The sequence below is a fragment of the Burkholderia sp. SJZ089 genome, assembly GCF_007828315.1.
In the GTDB taxonomy this organism is placed as follows: Bacteria; Pseudomonadota; Gammaproteobacteria; order Burkholderiales; family Burkholderiaceae; genus Burkholderia; species Burkholderia gladioli.
On sequence record NZ_VIUM01000023.1, the window covers coordinates 88,308 to 113,562 of the forward strand.

At 69.9% G+C, this 25,255-nt stretch carries 24 protein-coding genes; 14 read left to right on the plus strand and 10 right to left on the minus strand.

The features are described 5' to 3' along the window. Nucleotides 1-49: 49 nt before the first annotated feature. The 3 genes from xerD to queG form a co-directional block, all read right to left on the minus strand. Complete coding sequence (xerD, locus tag FB600_RS31955; protein ID WP_373421834.1) at nucleotides 50-1,228, minus strand: site-specific tyrosine recombinase XerD; 1,179 nt, start codon at nucleotides 1,226-1,228, stop codon at nucleotides 50-52. After that, on the minus strand, nucleotides 1,228-1,695 hold the full coding sequence (locus tag FB600_RS31960; RefSeq protein WP_096750302.1) for a methylated-DNA--[protein]-cysteine S-methyltransferase: 468 nt from the start codon (nucleotides 1,693-1,695) through the stop codon (nucleotides 1,228-1,230). Before FB600_RS31960 ends, xerD begins: the two co-directional genes overlap by 1 nt. A gap of 125 nt (nucleotides 1,696-1,820) precedes the next feature. Next, entirely contained in the window at nucleotides 1,821-3,038 is a 1,218-nt protein-coding gene (gene queG, locus FB600_RS31965; RefSeq protein WP_047836093.1) for a tRNA epoxyqueuosine(34) reductase QueG, read from the minus strand. Nucleotides 3,039-3,055: 17 nt separating this feature from the next. On the opposite strand from queG, the gene tsaE reads away from it, so the two are divergent. Beyond that, nucleotides 3,056-3,610, plus strand: coding sequence for a tRNA (adenosine(37)-N6)-threonylcarbamoyltransferase complex ATPase subunit type 1 TsaE (tsaE, locus tag FB600_RS31970; RefSeq protein WP_145757960.1), 555 nt, complete (start codon nucleotides 3,056-3,058; stop codon nucleotides 3,608-3,610). Beyond that, nucleotides 3,592-5,124, plus strand: coding sequence for an N-acetylmuramoyl-L-alanine amidase (locus FB600_RS31975; protein WP_145757959.1), 1,533 nt, complete (start codon nucleotides 3,592-3,594; stop codon nucleotides 5,122-5,124). The genes tsaE and FB600_RS31975 overlap by 19 nt, the downstream gene beginning before the upstream one ends. 85 nt (nucleotides 5,125-5,209) lie before the next feature. Here the strand turns inward: FB600_RS31975 and FB600_RS31980 are convergent, their stop codons facing one another. Continuing rightward, nucleotides 5,210-6,082 carry an EamA family transporter gene (locus FB600_RS31980; protein WP_172878662.1) on the minus strand — a complete coding sequence of 291 codons (873 nt, stop codon included), beginning with the start codon at nucleotides 6,080-6,082 and terminating at the stop codon, nucleotides 5,210-5,212. A gap of 125 nt (nucleotides 6,083-6,207) precedes the next feature. On the opposite strand from FB600_RS31980, the gene FB600_RS31985 reads away from it, so the two are divergent. Continuing rightward, nucleotides 6,208-7,089 carry a pirin family protein gene (locus FB600_RS31985; protein ID WP_025101704.1) on the plus strand — a complete coding sequence of 294 codons (882 nt, stop codon included), beginning with the start codon at nucleotides 6,208-6,210 and terminating at the stop codon, nucleotides 7,087-7,089. A gap of 73 nt (nucleotides 7,090-7,162) precedes the next feature. Next, nucleotides 7,163-8,011 (plus strand): thioredoxin, encoded by an 849-nt coding sequence (trxA, locus tag FB600_RS31990; RefSeq protein WP_096750299.1) that lies wholly within the window; start codon nucleotides 7,163-7,165, stop codon nucleotides 8,009-8,011. 172 nt (nucleotides 8,012-8,183) lie between these two features. Here trxA and tcdA read toward each other — a convergent pair whose 3' ends face one another. Beyond that, nucleotides 8,184-9,038: a tRNA cyclic N6-threonylcarbamoyladenosine(37) synthase TcdA gene (tcdA, locus tag FB600_RS31995; protein ID WP_036038418.1), complete on the minus strand. Its 855-nt coding sequence runs from the start codon at nucleotides 9,036-9,038 to the stop codon at nucleotides 8,184-8,186. A gap of 144 nt (nucleotides 9,039-9,182) precedes the next feature. Between tcdA and pdxH the strand changes: the two genes are divergently transcribed. The 3 genes from pdxH (at nucleotide 9,183) to FB600_RS32010 (ending at nucleotide 12,652) form a co-directional block, all read left to right on the plus strand. Then, nucleotides 9,183-9,827: a pyridoxamine 5'-phosphate oxidase gene (gene pdxH, locus FB600_RS32000; RefSeq protein WP_098153649.1), complete on the plus strand. Its 645-nt coding sequence runs from the start codon at nucleotides 9,183-9,185 to the stop codon at nucleotides 9,825-9,827. A 132-nt stretch (nucleotides 9,828-9,959) separates the two neighbouring features. Further along, nucleotides 9,960-11,180 carry an SAM-dependent methyltransferase gene (locus FB600_RS32005; protein WP_096750296.1) on the plus strand — a complete coding sequence of 407 codons (1,221 nt, stop codon included), beginning with the start codon at nucleotides 9,960-9,962 and terminating at the stop codon, nucleotides 11,178-11,180. A 26-nt stretch (nucleotides 11,181-11,206) separates the two neighbouring features. Then, on the plus strand, nucleotides 11,207-12,652 hold the full coding sequence (locus tag FB600_RS32010) for a DUF72 domain-containing protein (RefSeq protein WP_145757958.1): 1,446 nt from the start codon (nucleotides 11,207-11,209) through the stop codon (nucleotides 12,650-12,652). Between the two features lie 84 nt (nucleotides 12,653-12,736). Here FB600_RS32010 and msrA read toward each other — a convergent pair whose 3' ends face one another. Next, on the minus strand, nucleotides 12,737-13,294 hold the full coding sequence (msrA, locus tag FB600_RS32015) for a peptide-methionine (S)-S-oxide reductase MsrA (RefSeq protein WP_025101698.1): 558 nt from the start codon (nucleotides 13,292-13,294) through the stop codon (nucleotides 12,737-12,739). A gap of 169 nt (nucleotides 13,295-13,463) precedes the next feature. Between msrA and FB600_RS32020 the strand changes: the two genes are divergently transcribed. Further along, complete coding sequence (locus tag FB600_RS32020) at nucleotides 13,464-13,976, plus strand: flavin reductase family protein (RefSeq protein WP_013699204.1); 513 nt, start codon at nucleotides 13,464-13,466, stop codon at nucleotides 13,974-13,976. Here the strand turns inward: FB600_RS32020 and FB600_RS32025 are convergent. After that, nucleotides 13,963-14,463 carry an Lrp/AsnC family transcriptional regulator gene (locus FB600_RS32025; protein ID WP_013699205.1) on the minus strand — a complete coding sequence of 167 codons (501 nt, stop codon included), beginning with the start codon at nucleotides 14,461-14,463 and terminating at the stop codon, nucleotides 13,963-13,965. The two genes, FB600_RS32020 and FB600_RS32025, sit on opposite strands and share 14 nt — an antisense overlap. A 127-nt stretch (nucleotides 14,464-14,590) precedes the next feature. Between FB600_RS32025 and kynB the strand changes: the two genes are divergently transcribed. The 3 genes from kynB (at nucleotide 14,591) to kynA (ending at nucleotide 17,525) form a co-directional block, all read left to right on the plus strand. Next, entirely contained in the window at nucleotides 14,591-15,238 is a 648-nt protein-coding gene (gene kynB, locus FB600_RS32030) for an arylformamidase (protein WP_145757957.1), read from the plus strand. Between the two features lie 75 nt (nucleotides 15,239-15,313). Then, complete coding sequence (gene kynU / locus FB600_RS32035) at nucleotides 15,314-16,564, plus strand: kynureninase (RefSeq protein WP_098153647.1); 1,251 nt, start codon at nucleotides 15,314-15,316, stop codon at nucleotides 16,562-16,564. A gap of 46 nt (nucleotides 16,565-16,610) precedes the next feature. Beyond that, nucleotides 16,611-17,525: a tryptophan 2,3-dioxygenase gene (kynA, locus tag FB600_RS32040; protein WP_096750293.1), complete on the plus strand. Its 915-nt coding sequence runs from the start codon at nucleotides 16,611-16,613 to the stop codon at nucleotides 17,523-17,525. Nucleotides 17,526-17,552: 27 nt separating this feature from the next. On the opposite strand, the gene FB600_RS32045 is transcribed toward kynA, so the two are convergent. Together FB600_RS32045 and FB600_RS37940 are read right to left on the minus strand one after the other, a co-directional pair. Then, nucleotides 17,553-19,010, minus strand: coding sequence for an MFS transporter (locus FB600_RS32045; RefSeq protein WP_098181611.1), 1,458 nt, complete (start codon nucleotides 19,008-19,010; stop codon nucleotides 17,553-17,555). A 305-nt stretch (nucleotides 19,011-19,315) separates the two neighbouring features. Further along, the gene (locus tag FB600_RS37940) at nucleotides 19,316-19,666 is read right to left on the minus strand and encodes a thiamine pyrophosphate-dependent enzyme (protein ID WP_409995284.1); all 351 of its coding nucleotides are present in this window, start codon (nucleotides 19,664-19,666) and stop codon (nucleotides 19,316-19,318) included. 202 nt (nucleotides 19,667-19,868) lie between these two features. On the opposite strand from FB600_RS37940, the gene dalD reads away from it, so the two are divergent. From dalD to FB600_RS32065, 3 genes are all read left to right on the plus strand, one after another. Continuing rightward, entirely contained in the window at nucleotides 19,869-21,272 is a 1,404-nt protein-coding gene (dalD, locus tag FB600_RS32055) for a D-arabinitol 4-dehydrogenase (protein WP_186115844.1), read from the plus strand. Nucleotides 21,273-21,421: 149 nt separating this feature from the next. Beyond that, nucleotides 21,422-22,903, plus strand: coding sequence for a xylulokinase (gene xylB, locus FB600_RS32060; RefSeq protein ID WP_145757955.1), 1,482 nt, complete (start codon nucleotides 21,422-21,424; stop codon nucleotides 22,901-22,903). A gap of 62 nt (nucleotides 22,904-22,965) precedes the next feature. After that, nucleotides 22,966-23,913 carry a sugar-binding transcriptional regulator gene (locus FB600_RS32065; RefSeq protein ID WP_096750289.1) on the plus strand — a complete coding sequence of 316 codons (948 nt, stop codon included), beginning with the start codon at nucleotides 22,966-22,968 and terminating at the stop codon, nucleotides 23,911-23,913. Between the two features lie 217 nt (nucleotides 23,914-24,130). Here the strand turns inward: FB600_RS32065 and FB600_RS32070 are convergent, their stop codons facing one another. Next, nucleotides 24,131-25,243, minus strand: coding sequence for an ABC transporter ATP-binding protein (locus FB600_RS32070; protein ID WP_096750288.1), 1,113 nt, complete (start codon nucleotides 25,241-25,243; stop codon nucleotides 24,131-24,133). Nucleotides 25,244-25,255 lie beyond the last annotated feature (12 nt).

Consider the following 25,255-nt stretch of genomic DNA (forward strand, 5'->3'; position numbering starts at 1 on the left):
GATGCGGAAGCACGCGCCGCCGAAACGGCGCACCGCCCTTCGGCACATCTCAGCCGCGCGGATGGTGCTGGGCATGCAGCGAGCGCAGGCGTTCGCGCGCGACGTGCGTGTAGATCTGAGTGGTCGAGATATCGCTGTGACCGAGCAGCATCTGCACCACGCGCAGGTCCGCGCCGTGATTGAGCAGGTGCGTGGCGAAGGCGTGCCGCAGCGTGTGCGGCGAGAGATGCGCGCGGATCTCGGCGCGCAGCGCGTGGCGCTTGATGATGTTCCAGAACTGCTGGCGCGTCATGCCCTCGCCGCGCGCGGTCACGAACAGCGCGTCCGAGGCGCGCGCGCCGAGCAGCGCGGGTCGCGCCTCGCGCAGGTAGCGCTCGATCCAGCCGTGCGCGACCTCGCCGAACGGCACCAGCCGCTCCTTCGAGCCCTTGCCCATCACGCGCACCACGCCGTCGTTGAGACCGACCTCGACCGTCTTCAGCGTGACCAGTTCGCTCACCCGCAGCCCGCTCGCGTACATCAGCTCGAGCATGGTGCGATCGCGCAGCCCCAGTGCCGTCTCGACGTCGGGCGCACCGAGCAGCGCCTCGACCTGGCCTTCCGAGAGCGTCGAGGGAAAACGCGGCGCCTGCTTGGCCGACAGCACGCGCAGCGTCGGATCGGCGGCCGCGCGATGCTCGCGCAGCGCCCAGCCGTAATAGCGCCGGAAGACCGACAAACGCCGGTTCGAGGAGGTGGCCTTGCCATCGCTGCGCGCCGCGATGTAGGCCGTCAGGATCGGCTCGGAGACGACATCGAGGCTCGCCTCGTGCGTCTGCGCGAGCCACTGCGCGAACAGCGTCAGGTCGCGCCGGTAGGCATCGAGCGTGTTCTTCGACAGGCCATGCTCGAGCCACAGCGCGTCGCAGAACAGGTCGATCGCCTGGCGGCTGGCCTCGCGCTCGGGCGTGCCGGCCAGTGGCTCGCCGAGCGCGCCGTCGCCCTTGCCGCCGCTGCCGGGCGGGCGGCCCGGCTTGCGGCCGGTGCTTCGGCCGGCGCCCCGCGCGGCCGCGTCGGCAGCCCGGCGCGGCTTGCGCGCGGCGCCAGCGGGAGCCCCCGCCTCACCACGGCGCGCTTTCACTTCAGTCGGATTCGCCGCCGCGGCCGCATCCGACGCAGGCGCCGTCTCGCTCGCGATTGCCTCGCCATCGGCATCGACGCCGGCCACCTTCCCCATCTTGCGCACCATCAGTAACGAATCCCTTCATGCGCCAGCAGCCAGCGCTTGATCTTCAGGTAACAACCATCCTCGTCCTGGTTCGCGAAACCGCCGATGCCGCCCGAGGCGACCACGCGATGGCAGGGAATCACCAGCGGGAACCAATTCGCGCCGCAAGCCTGCCCGACCGCGCGCGGCGCGCTGCCGATGCGCCTGGCGATCTGGCCATAGGTCGCCACGGTGCCCGGCGGCACTTCGCTGATCGCCTGCCAGACGCGCTGCTGGAACGCCGAGCCGACTTCGGCCAGCGGCAGCTTGAAGCGCGCCGAGGCGCGGTCGAGATAACGATCGATCTGCCGCGCGACGCGCAGCGCCAGCGCATTGTCGGGATCGATGCTGCGCACCGACTCGGGCACGTAGACGATCTCGCGCACCCTGCCCGCCTCGGTGCGGATGCCGATCTTGCCGAACGGCGCGTCGATCACGGCGTTGAACATGCTTCGCTCCTTCGATACGGCGGTGGCCCGGGCCGCGCGACCGTCACGCTCGATTTCTCTTTCCAGGCCCCAGGTACCCCAGGCGCCACTTTACGCCGCCATGACGAATCCCGGCAGCGCGCCCTTCAGGCAGCCTGCAGCGCCCATTCGACATGCTCGCGCACCAGCTCGGACGCATCGTCGGCGCGCGCGGCGAGCGCCGCGACGATGGCCTCGCGCGTCTCGTCGCCGAGCCGCTCGCGCGGCGCGCGCAGCGCATTGCCCAGGCCCACCGCGAGATTGCGCAGCCAGCGCTCGTGGCCGATGCGGCGGATCGCGCTGCCCTGCATGCGCTGGTCGAACTGCTCGGCGCTCCAGCCGAACAGGTCCACCAGCGAGGCGCTGCCGAGCCCGTGGCGCACGTCGAAATCGGCCACCGGCGCCGGCTGCGCGAACTTGTTCCAGGGGCAGACGAGCTGGCAGTCGTCGCAGCCATACACGCGATTGCCGATCAGCGGGCGCAGCGATTCCGGAATACTGCCTTTCAGTTCGATCGTCAGGTAGGAAATGCAGCGCCGCGCATCGACGCGATACGGCTCGACGATCGCGCCGGTCGGGCAGGCATCGATGCAGCGCGTGCAACTGCCGCAATGCGAGCCGGGCGTTTCGGGCGCCGTCGCGGGGCTGGTTTCGGCATCGGTCGGCAAGGGCAGGTCGACGAAGATCTCGCCGAGGAAAAACAGCGAGCCGGCATCGCGCTGCAGCAGCAGCGTGTGCTTGCCGCGCCAGCCGGTGCCGGCCTTCTGCGCCAGCTCGACCTCGAGCACCGGCGCCGAATCGGTGAACACGCGATAGCCGAACGGGCCGATCTCGGCCTCGATGCGCTCGGCCAGGGTCTGCAGCCGATTGCGCAGCACCTTGTGATAATCGCGGCCGCGCGCGTAGACCGACACCACGGCGGCGGCCGGATCCTCCAGCCGCGCCAGCTCCCGTGCGCGCCAGCCGCCCCCCGCCGAGGCCGCGTCGGCGGCGGCCGTTTCGGCCGGCAGATAGGCCAGGCGCGCCGAGATCACGCGTAGCGTACCGGCCACAAGTTCGGCCGGGCGCGCGCGTTTCATGCCGTGTTTGGCCATATAATCCATTTCGCCGTGGCAACCGGCTTCCAGCCAGGCGGCGAGCCCCGCTTCGGCATCCGAGAGATCGGTATCGCTGATGCCGATCGCCCCGAAACCCAGTTCGCGCCCCCAGGCCTTGATGCGCACGACCAGCGCATCCAGCGCCGCATCGTCGAGGCGGCGCGGCGCAGCGCCCTCGCGTTGCGTCGAGGGCGCGTCCATCATGGCGAGTTCCGGTTTACGGTTCATCGCGCTATTTTACGAGAATGCCCGCGCAGCCCAGCCATCCGATCCACGCGATCGTCCCGTCCACCCCGCTCGCCGAGCGCCAGTTCGCGCTCCCCGACGAGGCCGCGACGGCCGCCTTCGGGTTGCGCTTCGCCCAGGCGCTCGACGCGGTGCGCGCCGAACGCCTCGCCGCGAACGCCTTCGACGGGTTGCAGATCCAGCTGCTCGGCGATCTCGGCGCCGGCAAGACCACCCTGGTGCGCGCCATCCTGCGCGGCCTCGGCCATGCCGGGCGCGTCAGGAGCCCCACCTACACGCTGGTCGAGCCGTATGCGCTCGAACGCGCCGATGGGGAACTCGCGGTGCATCACTTCGATCTCTACCGATTCAGTGATCCGGCCGAATGGGCGGACGCGGGCTTTCGCGAATATTTCAATGCCGGCGCGATCTGCCTCGTCGAATGGCCGCAGCAGGCAGGCACCCTGCTCGGCGTGCCGGATCTCGTGTTCGCGCTCGATGTCGACGGCGAAGGCCGCCGCCTCGTGGCGCGAGCCTACAGCGCATCAGGAAACGCATGTCTCGAAAGATGTTGATCAAACCGTTCCGGTCGATCGAGTCGGCCGCCACCACGACTCACAACTGGCGCCGCCGCAAGGTGCTCTGCGCGGGCGCCTCGACGCTGGTGCTGGGGCTGGTCGCGCCGCGCCTGGCGCAGGCCTCCTCGGTGCTCGGCGTGCGGGTCTGGCCCGCGCGCGACTACACGCGCGTGACGATCGAATCGGACCAGCCGCTGCAGGCCGCGCAGCAACTGCTGCAGAGCCCCGACCGGCTGGTGGTCGACCTCGACGGGCTCGACCTCGACCAGGCGCTGCGCGACCTGGTCTCGAAGATCGCGCCGAACGATCCACAGATCCAGTCGGTGCGCGTCGGCCAGTACCAGCCGCACGTGGTGCGCATGGTGTTCGACCTGAAAGGCTCGGTGAAGCCGCAGATGTTCACCCTGCCGCCGGTGGGCACCTATCGCTACCGGCTGGTGTTCGACCTCTACCCGGCTGTCGCGCCGGACCCGCTGTCCGAGCTGATCTCGCAGACCGAGCGCAAGGAGCAGCAGCTCAACGATGCGGTGCGCGCCCAACAGGCCCAGCCGCCGCAGGCCGCGCTGAACGGCCCCGGCGCGCCGCCGCCCGCGGCCGGCGACAACAGCGACGCGTTCTTCCAGCGCTTCGCGCAGAATTCGCCGAGCTCGCCTGCCTCGCCTGGTTCGCCCGCGACACCGGCCGCGCCGAAGCCGACGGTCAAGCCGCCGCCGGTGATCGCCAAGCAGCAGGAAGATGACGACGACAGCACGCCCGACACCTACGCCTTCACCACCCCGAAGGGCGGCAAGAACGGCACGGTGCGCCTGCTGACGGTGGCGATCGACCCAGGCCACGGCGGCGAGGATCCGGGCGCGATCGGCGGCGGCGGCACCTACGAGAAGCACGTCGCGCTCGACATCGCCAAGAAGCTGCGCGCCAAGATCGACGGCGCGCCGAACATGCGCGCGATGATGACGCGCGACAACGATTTCTTCGTACCGCTGAACGTGCGCGTGCAGAAGGCGCGACGCGTGGGCGCCGACCTGTTCGTGTCGATCCACGCCGATGCCTTCACCACGCCGCAGGCGCACGGCTCCTCGGTGTTCGCGCTGTCCGACCACGGCGCCACCAGCGCGGCCGCGCGCTGGATGGCGAACAAGGAGAACTCGTCGGACACGATCGGCGGGATCAACGTGAAGACGCAGGACGTGTCGGTCAACCGCGCGCTGTTCGACATGTCGACCACCGCCCAGATCCGCGACTCGCTGCGCTACGGCAACTACGTGCTGCGCGAGGTCGGCAGCATCAACAAGCTGCACAAGGGCTCGGTCGAGCAGGCCGGCTTCGCGGTGCTGAAGGCACCCGACATCCCCTCGATCCTGGTGGAGACCGCCTTCATCAGCAATCCCGAGGAAGAGAAGCGCCTCAACGACGACAGCTACCGCGAGCAGATGGCCGACGCGATCTTCCGCGGCATCAAGCGTTATTTCGCGGCCAATCCGCCGCTGGCGAAGAGCCGGATGGCCTGAGCGGCGGCCCACCCTCGCCGCCGGCATTCGGCTCGTCGCACGCCTCGCCTTCGCGCGAGGCGTTTTTCATGGCGCCCCGGGTTCCTCAGGTGCCGCGCCGCGCGAGTCGCCCGCCGAACACGTTGACCACCAGCCCGCCCATCACCAGCGCGGCGCCCAGGTACTCGGCCGCGCTCATCTGCTCGCCGAGGAAGAAGGCCGAGGAGGCGATGCCGACCACCGGCACCAGCAGCGAGAACGGCGCGACCTGGGCGGCCGGGTAGCGCGACAGCAGTCGTCCCCAGATGCCGTAGCCGATCAGGGTGGCGACGAAGGCCAGGTAGACCACCGCGAACACCGAGACGCCCGACAGCGAGGCCAGCGCGGCCTCGATGCGCGCCGGCCCCTCGAAGACAAGCGACAGCGCGAAAAAGGGCAGCGGCGGCACCACGCTGCCCCACACCACCAGCGGCACCAGTTCGACCGGCCCGATCCGCTTGGTGACGATATTGCCGAGCGCCCAGGCGGCGGCCGCGCACAAGGTCAGCGCGAAGCCGGCCGTGGTCATGGCGCCGCCGCCCTGCGCGGCGATCGCGGCCAGCCCGCCCGCGGCGATCGCCAGCCCGAGCACGTTCCAGGCGCGCACGCGCTCGCCGAGGAACACCCGGGCGAAGCCGAGCGTGAAGAAGGCCTGCGCCTGCAGCACCAGCGAGGCCAGCCCGGCCGGCATGCCCACCTGCATCGCGGTAAACAGGAACACGAACTGCGCGAGCAGGATGGTGGCGCCGTAGAGCAGCAGCATGCGCCAGGGGATGCGCGGGCGCGGCACGAGGAACACCGCCGGCACGGCGGCCAGCGTGAAGCGCAGCGCGCCGAGCAGCATCGGCGGCACGCCGTGCAGGCCGAGCTTGATCACCACGAAATTGACGCCCCAGGCGACGATCACCACCAGCGCCAGCAGCAGGTCCTTCCAGGCCATCATTGCGTCGTTTCCTCCGTGATCGCGCAAGCAACGGGCGCCAGTCTACCGGCATCCGCCGACAGGCGCGCCCCCCGCGAGCCCGATACAATGGGCGCACCCCAAGTCCGCCCCCCATCAAGAACATGAGCGAATCGATCAAAGCGGTCCTGAAACCGCATATCCGCGACATCGGCAATCTCCAGGTGCGGCGCGTGCTGCCCGCGATGGCCGCGCGCCTCGTCGGCCCCTTCATCTTCTTCGACCACATGGGCCCGGCCGAGCTGCCGCCCGGCACCGGCCTGGACGTGCGCCCGCATCCGCATATCGGCCTGGCCACCGTCACCTATCTGTTCGAAGGCGCGATCCTGCATCGCGACAGCCTCGGCTCGCTGCAGGCCATCGTGCCCGGCGACGTGAACTGGATGACGGCCGGGCGCGGCATCGTCCACTCGGAGCGCACACCCGAGGACGTGCGCGAACGCGGCCAGACCATCCACGGCATCCAGACCTGGGTGGCGCTGCCGCTCGAGCACGAAACCACCGAGCCCTCGTTCGAGCATCACCCGGCGGCCAGCCTGCCGAAGCTCACGCGCGACGGCGTGGCGCTGACGGTGATCGCCGGCGACGCGTTCGGTGCGCGCTCGCCGGTCACCACCTTCTCGCGCACGCTCTACGTGGCGGCCGAATTCGCGGCCGGCACCATGCTCGGCTTCGACGCCGAGCACGAGGAGCGCGCCGTCTACCTGGCCCAGGGCGACCTGACGATCGACGGCCAGCCGCTCGAAGCCGAGCAGATGGCGGTGCTGGCGCCGGGCCAGGCGGTCACGCTGGCCAGCCGCGACGGGGCGCGCGTGATGCTGCTCGGCGGCGCGAAGCTGGCCGGCGAGCGCTTCATCGAATGGAACTTCGTGGCCAGCACGCGCGAGGCGATCGAGGCGGCCAAGCTGGCCTGGACCGAGCAGCGCATGGGCAGCGTGCCCGGCGAGACCGAGTGGATCCCGCTGCCCGAGCGCAAGCCGCGCTGAGCGGCCGGCGCGGCGCATTGAAACAACGGGCTTCGGCCCCAACTACGCGATATTTCCGACTCACGAGGACCACATGGACACCACGCTCGCCACTTTCGAACGCGACGTCATCGAAGCATCGCTCGACGCGCCGGTTCTGGTCGATTTCTGGGCGCCCTGGTGCGGCCCCTGCAAGACCCTGGGCCCGATGCTCGAACGGCTCGAGGCCGATTACGCGGGACGCTGGAAGCTCGTCAAGGTCAACGTCGACGATAACCAGGAGCTGGCCGCGCATTTCCAGACGCGCAGCATCCCGCACGTGATCGCCTTCGCCGACGGCCGCGCCGTCGACCAGTTCGTCGGCGTGCTGCCCGAAGGCCAGTTGCGCGCCTTCATCGACCGGCTGCTGCCCTCGGGCGAGGAAGCCGAGCGCCGCGCCGCGCAGATCGCCCTGGAGGAAGAGCGCTACGAGGACGCGGTGCGCCACCTGCAGGCCGCACTCGCGCTCAATCCGGGCCAGGACGATATCCGCCTCGACCTGATCGAGCTGCTGCTGGCCGTGAACCGCATCGAGGCCGCGCGCGACGAGGCCACGCGCCTGTCGCCGCAGACCGTCAACGGCGTCGACCCGCGCTATCACGCGATCAAGACGCGCTTCGACGCGCTCGATGCGGCCGTCGAGCTGCCGCCGACCGACGCGCTGGAGCAGCGCATCGCCGCCGACGCCAACGATCTCGAGGCGCGCTTCGACCTCGCGCAGATGCTGATCGCGCATCGCCAGTACGAGGGCGCGCTGGTGCAGTTGCTGGAGATCGTGCAGCGCGACCGCGGCTTCAAGGACGACGTGGGCCGCAAGACCATGGTGTCGGTGTTCGAGCTCGCCTCGGACCAGCCGAACCTGGTGGCCGCCTGGCGCCGCAAGCTCAGTGCGGCGCTGTATTGAGCCGGTTGTCGCAATAGCGTCGCGCCGCCGCAAGAAAACACGGGCGCGGGCCGATCAGGCCCGCGCCCGTTTCATTTGGCGCATCCAGCGCCTCCGGAACGCGATCCGCCGCGCTCACGGACACAATCTTTCGGATTGCCTACAAAACGCGAAATGGGCGAGAGGCGGGCGTTCAGCCTCGCGCGGCGATCGCCTTCAGCGCATGCGCGGCAGCCGCGAACCCGAAGCTCGCCGTCACGCACACGCTCGAGCCGAACCCCGCGCAGTTGAGCCCGGCCGGGCCGCCCGAGGCGGGGCCGGCCGCCGCCTCGTCGTCGATCTCGCAGGCGGCGGCCTCGGGGTAGATCAGCGGTTCGTCCGAATAGACGGCGCTGACCTTGAACTTAGCCTTCGGCCCGCGCGGGAAGCCGTGCTGCTTGCGCAATTGCGCGCGCACCTTGGAGAGCAGCGGATCCTGGATCGTCAGCGCCAGGTCGTCGATGCGGATGCGGGTCGGGTCAAGCTGGCCGCCCGCGCCGCCCACCGTCACCAGCGGGATGCCGCGCGCCACGCACCAGGCGATCAGGGCGACCTTGGTGCGCACGCTGTCGATCGCATCGATCACGAAGTCGAAACCGCCGCCGAGCAGGGCCTCGAAATTGTCGGGCTCGGCGAACTCCTCCACGCAATGCACGCGGCAGGCCGGATCGATCAGCGCGATGCGCTCGGCCATCGCCTCGACCTTGGCCTTGCCGTAGTTGCCGTCCAGCGCGTGCAACTGCCGGTTGGTGTTGCTCTCGGCGACATTGTCGAGATCGATCAGCGTGAGCTGCCCGATCGCGCTGCGCGCCAGCGCCTCGACGCTCCACGAGCCCACCCCGCCGATGCCGATCACCGCCACGTGGGCACGCTCGAAGGCCGCCAGCGCGGCCGGGCCATAGAGGCGCGCCACCCCGCCGAAGCGCCGCGAGCGGTCGGCTGCGTCAAGCTGATTCGACGGGCTCGGGGTAAGATCGTGAGGCGTTGCGACGGCGTCGATGCGGGACATGCGTAGGTAAGCGAAATGAAAGCGGAACAGCCGCGAAGCGCCTATTTTGCCTGATCGTCGCAATGCCGGTCGGCCGCGACACCACAACGCAGGATTTTGTTTCCTTGGCTATACTGGCCCCAGATTGAAGCGTTCGCATAAGAAATGACCTCTCTCGCCGATCTCCGCATCAACTACTCGCGTGCCTCGCTCGACGAGGCCGACGTCGCACCCGATCCCATCCGTCAATTCGACAAATGGTTCAAGGAGGCGCTCGACGCGCAACTGCCCGAACCGAACACCATGACGCTGGCCACGGTCGACGCCGAGGGCCGCCCCTCGGCGCGCATCGTGCTGATCAAGGGCGTGGACGAGCGCGGCTTCGTGTTCTTCACCAACTACGAGAGCCGCAAGGGCCGCGAGATCGCGCACAACCCCCATGCCGCGCTGCTGTTCTACTGGATCGAGCTCGAGCGCCAGGTGCGCATCGAGGGCCGCATCGAGAAAACCAGCACAGCCGAATCCGACAGCTATTTCGCCTCGCGCCCGGTGGGCTCGCGCATCGGCGCCTGGGCCTCGGAGCAGAGTACGGTGATCGCCGACCGCGAGGTGCTGGAGGCGCGTGAACGCGACTTCGCCGCGCGCTACGGCGAGAACCCGCCGCGCCCGCCGCACTGGGGCGGCTACCGGCTGGTGCCGGAGGCGATCGAGTTCTGGCAAGGCCGGCCCTCGCGGCTGCACGATCGCCTGCGCTACCTGCGCGATCCGGCGGGCGGCGACGCCTGGACCATCGAGCGGCTCTCGCCCTGACCTGATTCGCGCCGCGTGACCAACCCACGGCGCAGCTCGTGTTTCGATTTGCATGTCGGCCCGCCGCCTCGACGCGGCGGGTCAGTACGAAGACTTGGCTGTATTCGTTTCAACGGACAACGGAGAATCCTCATGTTCTGGGAAAAGAAGCTGGCACAGTGGGCGGACGAAGTACGGGAAAAGGCGAACCTTCCGGCGCGCCTGGTGCTGTGGAATGGCGACCAGCACGATTTCGGCAACTTCAGCGCGCCGGCGGTGACGCTGAAGGTCAACCACGCCTCGGCCCTGCCGCTGTTGCTCGACCCGAGCCTCGACAATCTCGGCGAGGCTTATGTGAAAGGCAAGATCGATATCGAGGGGCGCCTGCCCGACATCATCGACATCGGCTACTCGCTGGCGCGCAGCACCGTCACCAATGCGAGCAAGCTGGTGCGCGTCACGCGCTACTTCACCCACACCAAGAATTCGGACAAGAAGGCGATCCAGTATCACTACGACGTCTCGAACGATTTCTACCGGCTGTGGCTGGACGAGAACATGGTCTATTCCTGCGCCTACTTCGAGAACGGCGACGAGGACCTGGCCACCGCCCAGATCAAGAAGATCGACCACATCCTGACCAAGATCCAGTTGCAGCCGGGCCAGCGCCTGCTCGATATCGGCTGCGGCTGGGGCGCGCTGGTGCTGCGCGCGGCGCAGAAGTTCGGCGCGCACTGCGTGGGCGTGACGCTCTCGCAGAACCAGTTCGACCTCGCCACCGAGCGCGTGCGCCGCGCCGGCCTGGAGAACCAGATCGAGATTCGCCTGCAGGATTACCGCGACGTGGAAGGCCAGTTCGACCGCATCACCAGCGTCGGCATGTTCGAGCACGTCGGCCGCAAGAACCTGCCGGGCTACTTCACCAAGGTGCGCGAGCTGCTGGCCGACGACGGCGTGGCGATGAACCACGGCATCACCTCCTCCGACGCGGACAGCGGCGAGACCTCGCTGGGCGGCGGCGAATTCATCGATCGCTACGTGTTCCCGGACGGCGAGCTGCCGCACGTGAGCCTGGCGATCGAGGCGGCGCAGCGCGGCGGCCTGGAGGTGGTTGACGCCGAGAGCCTGCGTCGGCACTATGCGCGCACGCTCGACATCTGGACCGAGAACTTCGAGGCCAAGGCCGACCAGGCCCGCCAGCTCGTCGACGACGAGAAGTTCCGGATCTGGCGCGTCTATCTCGCGGGCTGCGCCTATGCCTTCGAGAACGACGACGTGTCGATCTACCAGCTCGTCTGCCGCAAGGCCGGCCGCAGCGCGAAAACGCTGCCCTGGTCGCGGCGCTACATGTACGAGAACCCGCTGCCGCGCTGACGGCAGCCTCAAGCGAACGGCCATGCATGGGTGAAGGCAGCACGCGGCGCGATCCCGCGCGAACCACGACTCAGGACGACGCGCCGCCGCGCGAGGCCGGACAGTTCGACCTGTTCGGCGAGCCCTTGCCCGATGCCGGCCAGCCGAGCGCCGGCGCGCCCCCGCGCGCGCCGCGCGGCAGCCGGCGCGGTGCCGCCGACACGGCACCACGCCCGGCCGACGATCCCGCCTGCGCGCCTGCCCCGGCTTCCCCCGATGCAGACGACGCAGGCGCGGAAACCGAAACCCGGCAGGACGATTTCCCTTCACACCCCGGCACCGCCGATTCGAGCCAGGCACCGGCCATGAACTCGCTGTTCGGCGACGAGGAACTGCCGCCGCCGGCCATCGACGCCAATGCCAATGCCAATGCCGACGCCGACGCCGACGCCGCCATCGCGGCCGGCGGCTCGCCCGACGGCAAGCCCGCCGCGCCGCGCCGCTCGCGCAAGCGCGGCGTCACCGCCGCCGCGATCGACGAGGCGGTGGCCGCCACCGCCGCGGCCCTGCCGCCCGGCGTTCATCTCGGCACCTCGACCTGGTCGTTCCCGGGCTGGAACGGCATCGTCTACGGCGAGGACTACTCGGCGCAGAAGCTCTCGCGCGACGGCCTCGAAGCCTATGGCGCGCATCCGCTGCTCAAGAGCGTGAGCATCGACCGCTCCTTCTACGCGCCGCTCTCGATGGCCGAGTACCTGCGTTACGCGCAGCAGGTGCCCGAGGATTTCCGCTTCGTGATCAAGGCGCCCGCCTCGGTCACCGACGCGGTGGTGCGCGGCTCGCGCGGCGAGCCGGCCGGCCCGAACCCGGCCTTCCTCGACGCGCGCATCGCCACCGACGACTTCGTGCGCCCCTGCCTGGACGGCCTGGGCCGCAAGGCCGGCGCGCTGGTGTTCCAGTTCTCGCCGCTGCCGGACCATCTGCTGGCCGACCCGGCCGGCCTGATCGAGCGCCTGGCGGCCTTCTTCGCCGCCCTGCCGCCGCTGCCGGCCGAGCCCGACGGACCGCGCTACGCGATCGAGATCCGCGACGGCGCACTGCTCACGCCGCGCTTCATCCGCATGCTGGCGAGCGCCGGCGTGCGCTACTGCGTCGGCCTGCATGCGCGGATGCCCGATCCCTTGCGCCAGGCCGCCGCGCTCGCGCTGCTCGACGGCGACACGCCCGGGCCGCTGGTGGTGCGCTGGAGCCTGCACGGCGGCTTCAAGTACGAGCAGGCCAAGGCCAAGTACGATCCGTTCGACAAGCTGGTCGACGAGGATCCGAACACGCGCCACGCGCTGGCCGATCTGGCCGCGCGCTACGTGCTGGCCGGCCAGCCGGTGCTGATCACCATCAACAACAAGGCCGAGGGCTCGGCGCCGCTGTCCTGCATCGAGCTGGCGCGGGCGATCAGCGCGGCCGTCGAGCGGCTGCGCTCCGACGCGGCCTGAACCGCCCGCCCCTCGCCTCCCGTCGCGCCATGAAAAAACGGCGGCACCCCGATCGAGGTGCCGCCGTTCCGTTTCGTGCCGCACTCAGCCGCGATTCGACTTCAGCCGATGCGCGAACTTCTGGCGGAATTTCGCGATCTTCGGGCCGATCACGGCCGCGCAATAACCCTGCTGCGGATTGCGCGCGAAATAGTTCTGGTGATACTCCTCGGCCGGCCAGTAGTTGCCGTCCAGCAGCTCGACCTTGGTGACGATCGGCGCGCCGAAGATATGCTCGCGCTCGAGCGTGGCGATCACCTCCAGCGCGGCCTCGCGCTGCGCCTGCGACTCGGCGAACACCACCGAGCGGTACTGGGTACCGACGTCGGCGCCCTGGCGGTTCAGCTGGGTCGGATCGTGCGTGGCGAAGAAGATCTCGAGCACCTCGCGATAGCTGATGCGCGCCGGGTCGTAGCTGACCTTCACCACCTCGGCGTGGCCGGTATCGCCGTCGCAGACCTCGCGATAGCCCGGGTTGCGCGTGTGGCCGCCCGCATAACCGGATTCGACCGCGAGCACGCCCTCGACATCGAGAAACACCGCCTCGGTGCACCAGAAACACCCGCCGCCGAACACGGCGACTTCCTGCACTGCCTGATTCATGTTCGCTCCTGACAGAGGATCCGGCCGGGGTTCGGCAGGATCGTTTCGGGCCGCCGGGTCGCGGCAGCCATCGATTCCGTTAAAATCGGGACAAATTTCCCGATTTCCAGATGACCTCTTCCAACCTGTTTCGCCGCCGCGCGGGCGCCGCGCCGAGGGCCGTGCCGCGATGACGATCCGCGCCACCCCGCCCGACTTCGACGCCGCCGCGTTCCGGCAGGCGCTCGGCCAGTTCGCCACCGGCGTGACCGTGATCACCACGCGCGCGCCGCACGGCCAGCTGATCGGCATCACCGCGAGTTCCTTCAATTCGGTCTCGCTGGCGCCGCCGCTGGTGCTCTGGAGCCTGGCGACGCGCTCGGCCTCGCTACCGGTATTCCGCGGCAACAGCCATTATGTGATCAATGTGCTGGCCGCGTCGCAGCTCGATCTCTGCAAGCGCTTCGCGACCGCCAAGGGCGACCGCTTCGAGGGGGTTTCGCACGCCGCCGGCCAGTCCGGCATGCCGGTGCTCGACGGCGCGCTGGCCTGGTTCGAGTGCCATAACCGCAGCCGCTACGACGAGGGCGACCACGTGATCTTCGTCGGCGAGGTGGAGCGCTGCGGGCTGCACCCCGAAGCGGGCTCGCTCGCGCCGCTGGTGTTCCACGGCGGCGCGTTCCACGGGCTCAATCCGCTCTGACCGCCCCGGTGCGGGCCAGCGAGACGGGCGGCCCCGCCTCGTCCTTGAGCGTCTGCAGGACGATGTTGGAACGGATGTCCATCACGCCCGGCGCCTTGTAGAGGTGATTGAGCACGAATTCCGAATAGTGCTTGAGATTGTGGGCCAGCACGCGCAGCAGATAATGCGTCTCGCCCGTCACCACGAAGGCCGATACCACCTCCGGCCATTCCTTCAGCGCTTCGGCGAAGCGCTCGTGCCATTGCTCCTGATCGTTGCGCATCGACACCTGCACGAAGGCCTCCAGCTCGAAGCCGAGCTTTTCGCGACTCAGGCAGGCGCGATAGCACTCGATCACGCCCTGCTCCTCCAGCAGCCGCATCCGCCTCAGGCAGGCGGACGGCGACAGGGAGATGCGCTCGGCCAGGTCGAGGTTGCTGATCCGGCCCTCCTGCTGCAATACGGCGAGAATACGGCAATCAGTAGCGTCCAGCGAGATTGCATGCATTTCTGGTCCCCGTTTTAGCTATCGTTCAAATTATCTGCGATATTTGCCGAATGTCCATGTTTATTTCGCAAGCACTTTGCGGCCTCGATTGCCTATCATTCGAGCTGTGGAGACTTGATGAAAAACCATGGAAACGCTCTGGGATATTTCGCCGGCCATCTCCCCCGCCACGCCCGTCTGGCCCGGTGATACCGAGGTCGCGGTCGAGCGCGTGTGGCGCATGGAAGCCGGCTCGCCGGTCAACGTCGCGCGGCTGACGCTCTCGCCGCATACCGGCGCGCACGCCGACGCGCCCCTGCATTACGACGCCGAGGGCGCGCCGATCGGCGCGGTGCCGCTCGATGCCTATCTCGGCGCCTGCCGCGTGATCGACTGCCTGGGCGCGGCGCCCGCGGTGGCGCCCGGACGGATCGCCGCCGCCTTGGCGGGCTGCCCGCCGCGCGTGCTGCTGCGCACTTACGCGAACGCGCCGCAACAAGCCTGGGACAGCGCCTTCTGCGCGGTCGAGGCGGCCACCATCGACCTGCTGGCCGCGCACGGCGTGCGCCTGATCGGCATCGACACACCCTCGCTGGACCCGCAGGAATCGAAGACCATGGACGCGCACCGCCGCGTGCGCGCGCACGGCATGGCGATCCTGGAAGGCCTGGTGCTGGATGCCGTGCCGGCCGGCGACTACGAGTTGATCGCGCTGCCGCTCAAGTTCGCGACGCTCGATGCGAGCCCGGTGCGCGCGGTACTGCGCGCGCTGCCCGCCGATCGCGCGACGCCCTGAATTCCCCGATCCGACTTTCCGGCGCGCGGCTGCCGCTCGCGCCTCCCCCACTCACGAACCCAATCGATCCGCACCATGCAAACCCGCGAAGATGCGCTCGCCCTCGATCGCGACGACCCGCTCGCCCCGCTGCGCGAGCGCTTCGCCCTGCCCGACGACACCCTCTACCTCGACGGCAATTCGCTCGGCGCGCGCCCGAAGGCTTCGGCCGCGCGCGCCCAGGCGGTGATCGAGGCCGAATGGGGACGCGACCTGATCCGCAGCTGGAACACCGCCGGCTGGTTCGCGTTGCCGCGTCGCCTGGGCGACCGGCTCGCGCCGCTGATCGGCGCCGCCGAGGGCGAGGTGGTGATCACCGACACGATCTCGGTGAACCTGTTCAAGCTGCTCTCGGCGATGCTGCGCGAGCAGGCGCGGCGCGCGCCCGAGCGCCGCGTGATCGTCTCGGAGCGCTCCAACTTCCCGTCCGACCTCTATATCGCGCAAGGGCTGATCGCCCAGCTCGATCGCGGCTACGAGTTGCGCCTGGTCGACGATGCGGCCGAGCTGGAAACCGCGATCGACGCCGATTGCGCGGTCGCGATGATCACCCACGTCAACTACCGCAGCGGCTACATGCACGACATGGCCGCCCTCACGCGCCACGCGCAGCAGGCCGGCGCACTGATGCTGTGGGACCTGGCCCACTCGGCCGGCGCGGTGCCGGTCGACCTGAACGGCGCGACGGCCGACGGCGCGGTCGGCTGCACCTACAAATACCTGAACGGCGGCCCGGGCTCGCCGGCCTTCACCTGGGTGCCGAAGCGCCACCAGGCCAGCTTCGAGCAGCCGCTGTCGGGCTGGTGGAGCCATCGCGCGCCGTTCGCGATGGAGCCGGGCTTCGCGCCCGACGCGAGCATCTCGCGCTTCCTGTGCGGCACCCAGCCGATCGTCTCGATGGCGATGGTCGAATGCGGGCTCGACATCTTCCACGAGACCGACATGGGCGCGATCCGCCGCAAGTCGCTGGCGCTGGCCGATGCCTTCATCGCGCTGGTCGAGTCGCGCTGTGCCGGGCTCGAGCTGCGGCTGGTCACGCCGCGCGAGCCGGCACGGCGCGGCTCGCAGGTCAGCTTCGAGCATCCGCACGGCTACGAGGTGATGCGCGCGCTGATCGCGCGCGGCGTGGTGGGCGACTATCGCGAGCCGCGCATCCTGCGCTTCGGCTTCACGCCGCTCTACACGCGCTTCGTCGATATCTGGGATGCCGTCGAGGCGCTGCGCGAGGTGCTCGCCACCGAGGCCTGGCGGGCGCCCGAGTTCGCGGCCCGCACGGCGGTGACCTGAGCCGCCGCCCCCGCCGACATGAGCGCCCCTGACCTGCCGGAGATTGTTGATCGTGAATCCTGACCATTCCAAGACCGACGGCGCCGATGCGCCGCCGCGCTGCCCGTTCTCGGGCACGCCGGCCCCGGCCGACGCCGGCACCGAGGGCTGGCACGACGCCCAGCTCGATTTCTCGAAGTCGATGAGCTATGGCGACTACCTGTCGCTCGGCTCGATCCTGAAGGCCCAGCATCCGCTCTCGCCCGACCACAACGAGATGCTGTTCATCATCCAGCACCAGACCAGCGAACTGTGGATGAAGCTGGCGCTCTACGAGCTGCGCGCGGCGCTCGATTCGATCCGCCGCGATGCGCTGCCGCCTGCCTTCAAGATGCTGGCGCGCGTCTCGCGCATCCTCGAGCAACTGGTGCAGGCCTGGAACGTGCTGGCCACCATGACGCCATCGGAGTATTCGGCGATGCGCCCCTACCTGGGCGCTTCCTCGGGCTTCCAGTCCTATCAGTACCGACAGCTCGAATTCCTGCTCGGCAACAAGAACGAGCAGATGCTCAAGCCGCACGCGCATCGCCCGGACATCCTCGCCGAGGTGGAAGCCACGCTCGACGCGCCCTCGCTCTACGACGAGGTGGCGCACCTGCTGGCGCGGCGCGGTTTCCCGATCGCGGCCGAGCGGCTCGCGCGCGACTGGCGCGCGCCGACCGCGCACGACGCCTCGGTCGAGGCGGCCTGGCTCGCCGTCTATCGCGATCCCGCCGCGCACTGGGAGCTCTACGAGATGGCCGAGGAACTGGTCGACCTCGAGGATGCGTTCCGGCAATGGCGCTTCCGGCATGTCACCACCGTCGAGCGCATCATCGGCTTCAAGCAGGGCACGGGCGGCACCAACGGCGCGCCCTATCTGCGCAAGATGCTAGACGTGGTGCTGTTCCCCGAGCTGTGGCACGTGCGCACCACGCTGTAGGCGACAGGTGCGATGCAAGGCCAGCCCTCATCGCGACGGGCCGGCGATCCCTTCCCCGCCAAGCCGTTGCGCCCGCAACGGTTTCACATGATCGCGCAGCACGGCCAGCGCAAGCGCCGCGATCGTCATCGACACCACCAGCATCGCCAGATAACCGGCCTTCCCGCCCGCGCCGATCACCCAGGCGCCGGCGAAGGCGCTGAAGATCGCGCCGAGCCGGCCGACCATCAGCGCGCCGGCGGTGCCGGTGGCGCGCACCGGGGTCGCGTACAGGTGCGCGCAGAGCGCGTACATGGTGGCCTGCACCGCGTTGACGAACAATCCGTGCAGGCCGAGCCCGAGCAGCAGCCAGCCGCGCTGGCTCGCGACATCGACACCGAACAAGGCGGCCGCGCTGGCCGCGCCGCCCAGCGCGCTCGATACCAGCGGCCAGCGCGAACCCCAGCGCGCGATCGCCAGCGCGCAGCCGAGTGCGCCGATCACGCCGCCCAGGTTGTAGGCGGTCAGGCCGCTGCCGGCCACGTCCACGCTCAGGCCCTGCGCGGCCAGCATCGCCGGCAACCAGCTGAAGGCGCTGTAGACGGCCAGCAGGGACATGAAGAACGCGCACCAGAGCGCGAGCGTGTCGCCGGCCAGGCCGTCGGCGAACAGCGCGCGAAAACCACGCTGCTCGGCGCCGATCCGAGCTGACGGCGCGCCGTCCACGATCCGCTGCTCGCGACCATCCGCGCCCGCATTGGCCGCCGCGCGCCGCTCGACCGAATCGCTGAAGGCGGCATCGGCGGCCACGGGCCGGCGCATGCGCGCCAGCAGACGTCCCAGTTCGGGCCAGCGCGCACGATGGCGGGCGAGGTAGCGCGGCGATTCGGGCAGCGTCGCGAGCAGCACGACACCGAGCAGCAGCGGCAGCGCGCCACCGACGACGAACAAACCCCGCCAGCCCTGCAGCGGCAGCACCGCATGCGCGAACAGCCCCGCCAGCATGCCGCCGAGCGGCACGCAGACGATGGTGGCGGTCACCATCAGGGTGCGATGGCGCGCCGGCGTGAATTCGGCCGTCAAGGTGGTGGCGGTCGGCAGCGCGCCGCCGATGCCGAGGCCGGCCACGAAGCGCAGCGCGGCGAGGCCGGCGATGTCCTGCGCCGCGCCGATCGCGCAGGTGGCCGCGCCAAACACGAACACGCTGAGGATCACGGCGCGCCGGCGGCCGAAACGATCGGCGAACGGGCCCGCGGCGGCGCTGCCCAGCCCCATGCCGACCAGGCCGGCGGCCACCGCCGGCACGAAGGCCTCGCGCGCCAGGTGCCAGTCGCGGATCAGGGCCGGAATCGCGAAGCCGATCAACTGGCCGTCGAAACCGTCGAGCACGATCGACAACGCAGCCAGCAGCACGGCCAGGCCCTGCATCGCGCTGAACGGGCCGGCGTCGAGCGTCGTGCCGATATCGACGCCGCCCGCGGCCTCGGCCTGCCGCGCGCCGTTCATGCGCGGCCTCGATGCGGGTGACGCGCAACGATGTCGTGCGATGCGAAGCGGCGCGCCGGCGCCCTGGCGAATCGGCTCATGTCCTCACTCTCCTCGGAATCCGGCGCGCTCTGGCAAGCCGCTTGCCGGGGCGGCCGCTTCGACGATCTTGCGGCCGGTTCATGGTGGTTTCGCCGCGCGTTGGCCGCCGATCGGCAGGATCGATCGAGTGAGGCGATGCGTGCCGAACCAGCGGCGCGCCGCGCGAGCCCGCGCATCATAAGGCGATTCACGCCGGCCTGGCGGCACGACCCGAAGCGCCGCGTTCAGGCCACCACGATCTCCAGCAGGCTCGGCCCGGGACCCGCCAGCGCGGCCTGCAAGGTCTCGCGCAGCAGCCCGGGATCCGCGACACACCGGCCCTCGCAACCGAAGCCGCGCGCGAGCGCGACGAAATCGAGCCCGGGCAGCGCGGTACCCTGCACCGTCTCGCCGGCCGCGAAACCGAACGCAGGCGCGAATTCCTGCAGGGCCGCGTAACGGCCGTTGGCGAGGATCAGGAAGGCGATCGGCGCGGCATCGCGCGCACCGTCATGGCGGCAGCGGCGGGATCGGATCGGGTATCGCGCATCGGCACGCTCTCTCGCAATCGGGACCAGACGACAGTATCGAGACATCGACCGCGCATCGGTACTGTCTTTTTCGGCAAGCCCGCGCGCGAAGGCGCGAGCGGCACCGCCGCGGCCCGCGCCACGACGCAGTGCAGCATCGAAATCCGCGCCATCCGCCTTGACTTTCCCCAGCCCGAATAAGATCATTCGCTCACAAAGCGAGCAAATGATCTTAACGAGGCCGTCTTCGGCCACAAGGAGACAAGGGATGAATCCTCCGCCGACCGTCGCGCCCGTGATCCTGCATATCGGCGCCGGTTCGTTCCACCGCGCCCATCAGGCCTGGTACCTGCATCGCGTCAATCAAGCCGCCGCGGCCGCTGGCGACACCGCCGGCCAATGGTCGCTGGTGGTCGCCAACATCCGCGACGACATGCGCGCCACCATGGACGCGCTGGCCGCCCAGCACGGCGCGTACACGCTCGAGACCGTCACGCCCGGCGGCGAACGCGCCTACGAGACGATCCGCTCGATCACGCGCGTGCTGCCCTGGTCGATCGACCTGAAGGCGCTGGTCGAGGCCGGCGCCGATCCGGCCTGCCGGATCGTGTCGTTCACGGTGACCGAGGGCGGCTACTACCTCGACGAACACAACCGGCTCGACGCCGGCAACCCCGACCTGGCCGCCGACCTGCAGGGCGCGCGCACCACCATCTACGGCGCGCTGGCCGCGCTGCTGGCCGAACGGCAGGCGCGCGGCGCCGGGCCGCTGACGCTGCAAAGCTGCGACAACCTGCGCAGCAACGGCGCGCGCTTCGAGGCCGGCATGCGCGAGTTCCTGGAGCGGCGCGGCCTGGCCGGGCTGCTGGCCTGGTTCGACGCCAACGTGTCCTGCCCGAGCGCGATGGTCGACCGCATCACGCCGCGCCCCACGCCGGACGTGGCCGAGCGCGTGAAGGCCGCCACCGGCGTGGACGACGCCTGCCCGGTGATGGGCGAATCCTTCATCCAGTGGGTGATCGAGGACCGCTTCGTGGCGGGCCGCCCGGCCTGGGAACAGGCCGGCGCGGAGCTGGTGCAGGACGTGCATCCGTACGAGGAGGCGAAGATCCGCATCCTCAACGCCACCCACAGCTGCATCGCCTGGGCCGGCACGCTGGCGGGCCTGAGCTATATCCACGAAGGCACCCACGACGCGGCGATCCGCCAGCTCGCGCACGACTATGTCAGCGACGACGTGATCCCCTCGCTGACCCCGAGCCCGCTCGACCTGGCACGGTATCGCGACGTGGTGCTGGAGCGCTTCGGCAATCCCTACATCCTCGACACCAACCAGCGCGTGGCCGCCGACGGCTTCTCGAAGATCCCCGGCTTCATCGCGCCGACCCTGGCCGACTGCTTCGCGCGCGGCGCCGAGCCGGTCTCGACCGCCGTGCTGCCCGCCCTGTTCCTGCGCTTCCTGGAACGCTGGTCGCAGGGCCTGCTGCCCTACGAGTACCAGGACGGCGTGATGGACCCGGGCGTGGCGCGCGCGATCGTCGCGGCCGACGATCCGGTCGCCGCGCTGGCCGCCGAGCGCTCGCTGTGGGGCTCGCTGGCCGACGACGAACGGCTCGCGCGGGTGCTGCGCGCGGGGCTGGCGCGCGTCGACGCCTGGTTCGCCTCGCACTGACGCAGCGGCTGAGGTAGCGACCGAAATACCGGCCCGGCACCGGCCCGGGCGCCATCGCGCCCCGCCCGTGCGGGTCATCCGGCATTGGCACGGCCCGCGCCGCGCGGCTACAGTAGCGACTCTCTGACGACGGACTGCTTCCGCCCATCATGTATCTCGGCATCGATCTCGGCACCTCGGAAGTCAAGGTGCTGCTGCTTTCCCCCGACGGCACGGTCGTCGGCACGGCGGGTACGCCATTCACCGTGTCGCGCCCGCATCCGCGCTGGGCCGAACAACATCCCGAGGACTGGTGGCAGGGCACCCGCGCGGCGCTCGCGGCGCTGCGCGCCAGATATCCGGCCGAATACGCCCAGGTGCGCGGCATCGGCCTGTCGGGCCAGATGCACGGCGCCGTGCTGCTCGATCGCGAGGATCGCGTGCTGCGGCCCGCGATCCTCTGGAACGACATGCGCAGCGACGAGGAATGCTCGACGCTCACGCGCCGCGCCCCCGAGCTGCACCGGCTGGCCGGCAACCTGGCGATGCCGGGCTTCACCGCGCCCAAGCTGATCTGGGTCGCCACGCACGAGCCGGAGGTGTTCGGCAGGATCGACTGCGTGCTGCTGCCCAAGGACTACCTGCGGCTGCGGTTGACCGGCAACCGCGTCTCCGATCCCTCGGACGCGGCCGGCACGCTGTGGCTGGACGTGGCGCGCCGCGATTGGTCGGGCAGCCTGCTCGAGGCGGGCGGCATGCGACGCGAGCAGATGCCGCGCATCGTCGAGGGCAATGCGCCCTCGGGCACCTTGCGCGCCGAGGCGGCACGTGAGCTGGGCCTGGCCGAAGGCATCGTGGTGGCGGGCGGCGGCGGCGACAACGCCACCAGCGCGCTCGGCATCGGCGCCACCCAGCCCGGCGACGGCTTCGTCTCGCTCGGCACCTCGGGCGTGTTGAGCATCGTCGGCGACCGTTTCATGCCCTATCCCGAATCGGCCCTGCATGCGTTCTGCCACGCGATCCCCGATCGCTGGCAGCAGATGAGCGTGGTGCTGTCCGCCGCGAGCTGCCTGCGCTGGGTCTGCAAGCTGACCTCGACCGACGAGCCGACCCTGATCGCCGAGGTCGAGGCGCTCGATCCGGCCGCGCTGGCCGAGGCGCCGATCTTCCTGCCCTATCTGTCGGGCGAGCGCACCCCGCACAACGACCCTTACGCGCAAGGCGTGTTCTACGGCATGACGCATGGCACCGACCGCGCGCGGCTCGGCTATGCGGTGCTGGAAGGCGTCACGCTGGCGCTGGCCGACGGCCACGACGCGCTGGTGGCGGCCGGCTCCAGCGCGGCCTCGCTGGCACTGATCGGCGGCGGCGCGCGCAGCGCCTACTGGGCGCAACTGGTGGCCGACGCGCTCGACGTGCTCACCCACCAGCTCGGCGGCGGCGCGACCGGCGCGGCGCTCGGCGCGGCGCGGCTCGGCTGGCTGGCCGATGGCGGCGATGCGTCGCAGGTGTTGACCAAGCCGCCGCTGTCGGCCGAATACGCGCCCGACGCGGCCCGTCACGCCTGGCTGCGCGAGCGCCTCGACACCTATCGCGCGCTGTATCGCCACGTGCGGCCGCTGTTCGAGCCCTCGCGACAGCGGCTTGCCTGACGCGCTTTGCGATACGATCCCTAACTTTCCAGCCAGACGCCCGCTCGACGAGCCCAGCCCACGTGCCCAAGTCCTCCGAAAAACTCGACCTCGCGACGCGCGCCGCCTGGCTCTACTACGTCGCCGGCGACACGCAGAACGAGATCGCCGAGAAGCTGCAGGTCTCGCGCCCGGTCGCGCAGCGGCTGGTGGCCTTCGCGGTCGAGAAGAACCTGATCCGGGTGCGCGTCGATCATCGCGTGGCCGACTGTCTCGACCTGGCCGCGCAGTTGTCGGAGCGCTACGGCCTGTCGCTCTGCGAGGTGGTGCCGATCGACGCCGACACGCCCGACGCGATCGACCGCAAGCTGGCGGTGGCCGGCGCCCAGGTGATGGAGCGCTACCTCAACGAGGAGCGCCCGATGGTGATCGCGGTCAGCAGCGGCCGGACCCTGAAGGCCGCGGTCGCGCAGATCGCGCAGATCGAGCGGCCGCAGCACAGGCTGGTGTCGATGGTCGGCGCGATCGCCCAGGACGGCTCGTCCAATCCCTACGACGTGGCCCAGCACATCTCGGAGAAGACCGGCGGCAAGCACTTCCTGCTGCCCGCGCCGCTGTTCGCCGACAACGTGGCCGAGCGCGCGCAGTGGTGCAACCACCGCCTGTACCGGATCGTCGAGCAGCTCACGGCCGATGCCGACGTGGCCTTCGTCGGGATCGGCAACGTCGGCCCGGACTGCCCGCTGTACGTGGACGGCTTCATCACCGCCGACGAACTGAACGAGATGATCGAATACGGCGCGGTGGCCGAGATGATCGGGCTGCCGATGGATGCGCGCGGCCGCAGCGTGGTCACGCCGTCCACCGCGCGCGTGACCAGCGTCTCGCTCGACGCGCCGCCGCGCCGGCCCACCATCGGCTTCGCGGGCGGCCCGCGCAAGCAGGCGGCCGTGCTGGCGGCACTGCGCGGCGGCTGGCTGTCGGGCATCGTCACCGACGAGAGCTGCGCGCGCGCCGCGCTGGCGGACTGAGGCGCGCGACGGCGGATCGAAAGGAATCGAAAGGATCGATGGCGCGAACATCGCGCAACCCGGGCGGCGGCACTTCGGTGCCGCCGTTTTCGTTTGGACGACGGTCGAAACGCGGACGCGATTTCGCCGCCTAAAACGACAAGGCCGCGCGGGACTCGCGCGGCCTTGTCGTGTCGAGCGGGGCGACGCTCGGCCGCCACCGCTTGCCGGCCCGGCCTCAGGCGGCCAGCGCCTGCGGCAGGCGGCGCTCGAAGGCACGGCCCTCGGCGTCGAACAGGTGGCAGTGCTCGGGCTGCGCATGCAGGCGCAGCACCTCGCCCGGGCGATGCGTCTCGAGCGGCGGGATCCGCGCGATCATGCCGTCCGGCGCGATCTTCGATTCCGCGTACAGATACGCCGAGTCGCCCAGCGACTCCACCGCCATGGTGCGCACCGCCACGCCCTCGCCCTCGGCCGCGCCGACCTGGACGTGCTCGGGGCGGATCCCGACCGTCACCTTGTCGCCCACGCGCAGCGAACCGGTGCGCACCGCCACGCGCTGCGATTCGCCGCTCTCGAAGCGCACCGTCACTTCCTCGGGCGAAACCGCCTGCGCCACGCCTTCCAGGAAGTTCATCTTCGGCGAGCCGATGAAGCCGGCCACGAAGCGGTTGGCCGGCGCATGGTAGAGCGCGTTGGGCGAGCCGACCTGCTGCACGCTGCCATTCGAGAGCACCACGATCTTGTCGGCCAGCGTCATGGCTTCCACCTGATCGTGCGTCACGTAGATCATGGTGGTCTTCAGCTCGTCGTGCAGGCGCGCGAACTCCAGGCGCATCTTCACGCGCAGCGCCGCGTCGAGGTTCGACAGCGGCTCGTCGAACAGGAACACCTTGGGCTTGCGCGTGATCGCGCGGCCGATCGCGACGCGCTGGCGCTGGCCGCCCGAGAGCTGCTTGGGCTTGCGCTCGAGCAGGTGGTCGATGTGCAGGATCCTGGCGGCATTGCGTACCGCCGCGTCGATCTCCGGCTTCTTCGCGCCGGCCAGCTTGAGGCCGAAGGCCATGTTGTCGTACAGCGTCATGTGCGGGTAGAGCGCATACGACTGGAACACCATCGCGATGCCGCGCTTGGCGCTGGGCGTCTCGTTGACGCGCACGCCGTCGATCAGCAGGTCGCCGCCCGAGATGTCCTCGAGCCCGGCGATCATCCGCATCAGCGTTGACTTGCCGCAGCCGCTGGGGCCGACGAACACCACGAACTCGCCGTCGGCGATGTCGAGGTTGACCTTGCTCAGCACTTCGTTGTCGTCGTAGCGCTTGCCGATATCGCGCAGAAGCACGCTTGCCATGATTTGTCTCCG

Excerpts from the sequence above, each read along its gene's own strand:
- xerD (WP_373421834.1), bottom strand. The coding sequence starts at position 1,228 with ATGGTGCGCAAGATGGGGAAGGTGGCCGGCGTCGATGCCGATGGCGAG.
- FB600_RS31960 (WP_096750302.1), bottom strand. The coding sequence starts at position 1,695 with ATGTTCAACGCCGTGATCGACGCGCCGTTCGGCAAGATCGGCATCCGC.
- queG (WP_047836093.1), bottom strand. The coding sequence starts at position 3,038 with ATGAACCGTAAACCGGAACTCGCCATGATGGACGCGCCCTCGACGCAA.
- tsaE (WP_145757960.1), top strand. The coding sequence starts at position 3,056 with ATGCCCGCGCAGCCCAGCCATCCGATCCACGCGATCGTCCCGTCCACC.
- FB600_RS31975 (WP_145757959.1), top strand. The coding sequence starts at position 3,592 with ATGTCTCGAAAGATGTTGATCAAACCGTTCCGGTCGATCGAGTCGGCC.
- FB600_RS31980 (WP_172878662.1), bottom strand. The coding sequence starts at position 6,082 with ATGGCCTGGAAGGACCTGCTGCTGGCGCTGGTGGTGATCGTCGCCTGG.
- FB600_RS31985 (WP_025101704.1), top strand. The coding sequence starts at position 6,208 with ATGAGCGAATCGATCAAAGCGGTCCTGAAACCGCATATCCGCGACATC.
- trxA (WP_096750299.1), top strand. The coding sequence starts at position 7,163 with ATGGACACCACGCTCGCCACTTTCGAACGCGACGTCATCGAAGCATCG.
- tcdA (WP_036038418.1), bottom strand. The coding sequence starts at position 9,038 with ATGTCCCGCATCGACGCCGTCGCAACGCCTCACGATCTTACCCCGAGC.
- pdxH (WP_098153649.1), top strand. The coding sequence starts at position 9,183 with ATGACCTCTCTCGCCGATCTCCGCATCAACTACTCGCGTGCCTCGCTC.
- FB600_RS32005 (WP_096750296.1), top strand. The coding sequence starts at position 9,960 with ATGTTCTGGGAAAAGAAGCTGGCACAGTGGGCGGACGAAGTACGGGAA.
- FB600_RS32010 (WP_145757958.1), top strand. The coding sequence starts at position 11,207 with ATGGGTGAAGGCAGCACGCGGCGCGATCCCGCGCGAACCACGACTCAG.
- msrA (WP_025101698.1), bottom strand. The coding sequence starts at position 13,294 with ATGAATCAGGCAGTGCAGGAAGTCGCCGTGTTCGGCGGCGGGTGTTTC.
- FB600_RS32020 (WP_013699204.1), top strand. The coding sequence starts at position 13,464 with ATGACGATCCGCGCCACCCCGCCCGACTTCGACGCCGCCGCGTTCCGG.
- FB600_RS32025 (WP_013699205.1), bottom strand. The coding sequence starts at position 14,463 with ATGCATGCAATCTCGCTGGACGCTACTGATTGCCGTATTCTCGCCGTA.
- kynB (WP_145757957.1), top strand. The coding sequence starts at position 14,591 with ATGGAAACGCTCTGGGATATTTCGCCGGCCATCTCCCCCGCCACGCCC.
- kynU (WP_098153647.1), top strand. The coding sequence starts at position 15,314 with ATGCAAACCCGCGAAGATGCGCTCGCCCTCGATCGCGACGACCCGCTC.
- FB600_RS32045 (WP_098181611.1), bottom strand. The coding sequence starts at position 19,010 with ATGAACGGCGCGCGGCAGGCCGAGGCCGCGGGCGGCGTCGATATCGGC.
- FB600_RS37940 (WP_409995284.1), bottom strand. The coding sequence starts at position 19,666 with ATGTCTCGATACTGTCGTCTGGTCCCGATTGCGAGAGAGCGTGCCGAT.
- dalD (WP_186115844.1), top strand. The coding sequence starts at position 19,869 with ATGAATCCTCCGCCGACCGTCGCGCCCGTGATCCTGCATATCGGCGCC.
- xylB (WP_145757955.1), top strand. The coding sequence starts at position 21,422 with ATGTATCTCGGCATCGATCTCGGCACCTCGGAAGTCAAGGTGCTGCTG.
- FB600_RS32070 (WP_096750288.1), bottom strand. The coding sequence starts at position 25,243 with ATGGCAAGCGTGCTTCTGCGCGATATCGGCAAGCGCTACGACGACAAC.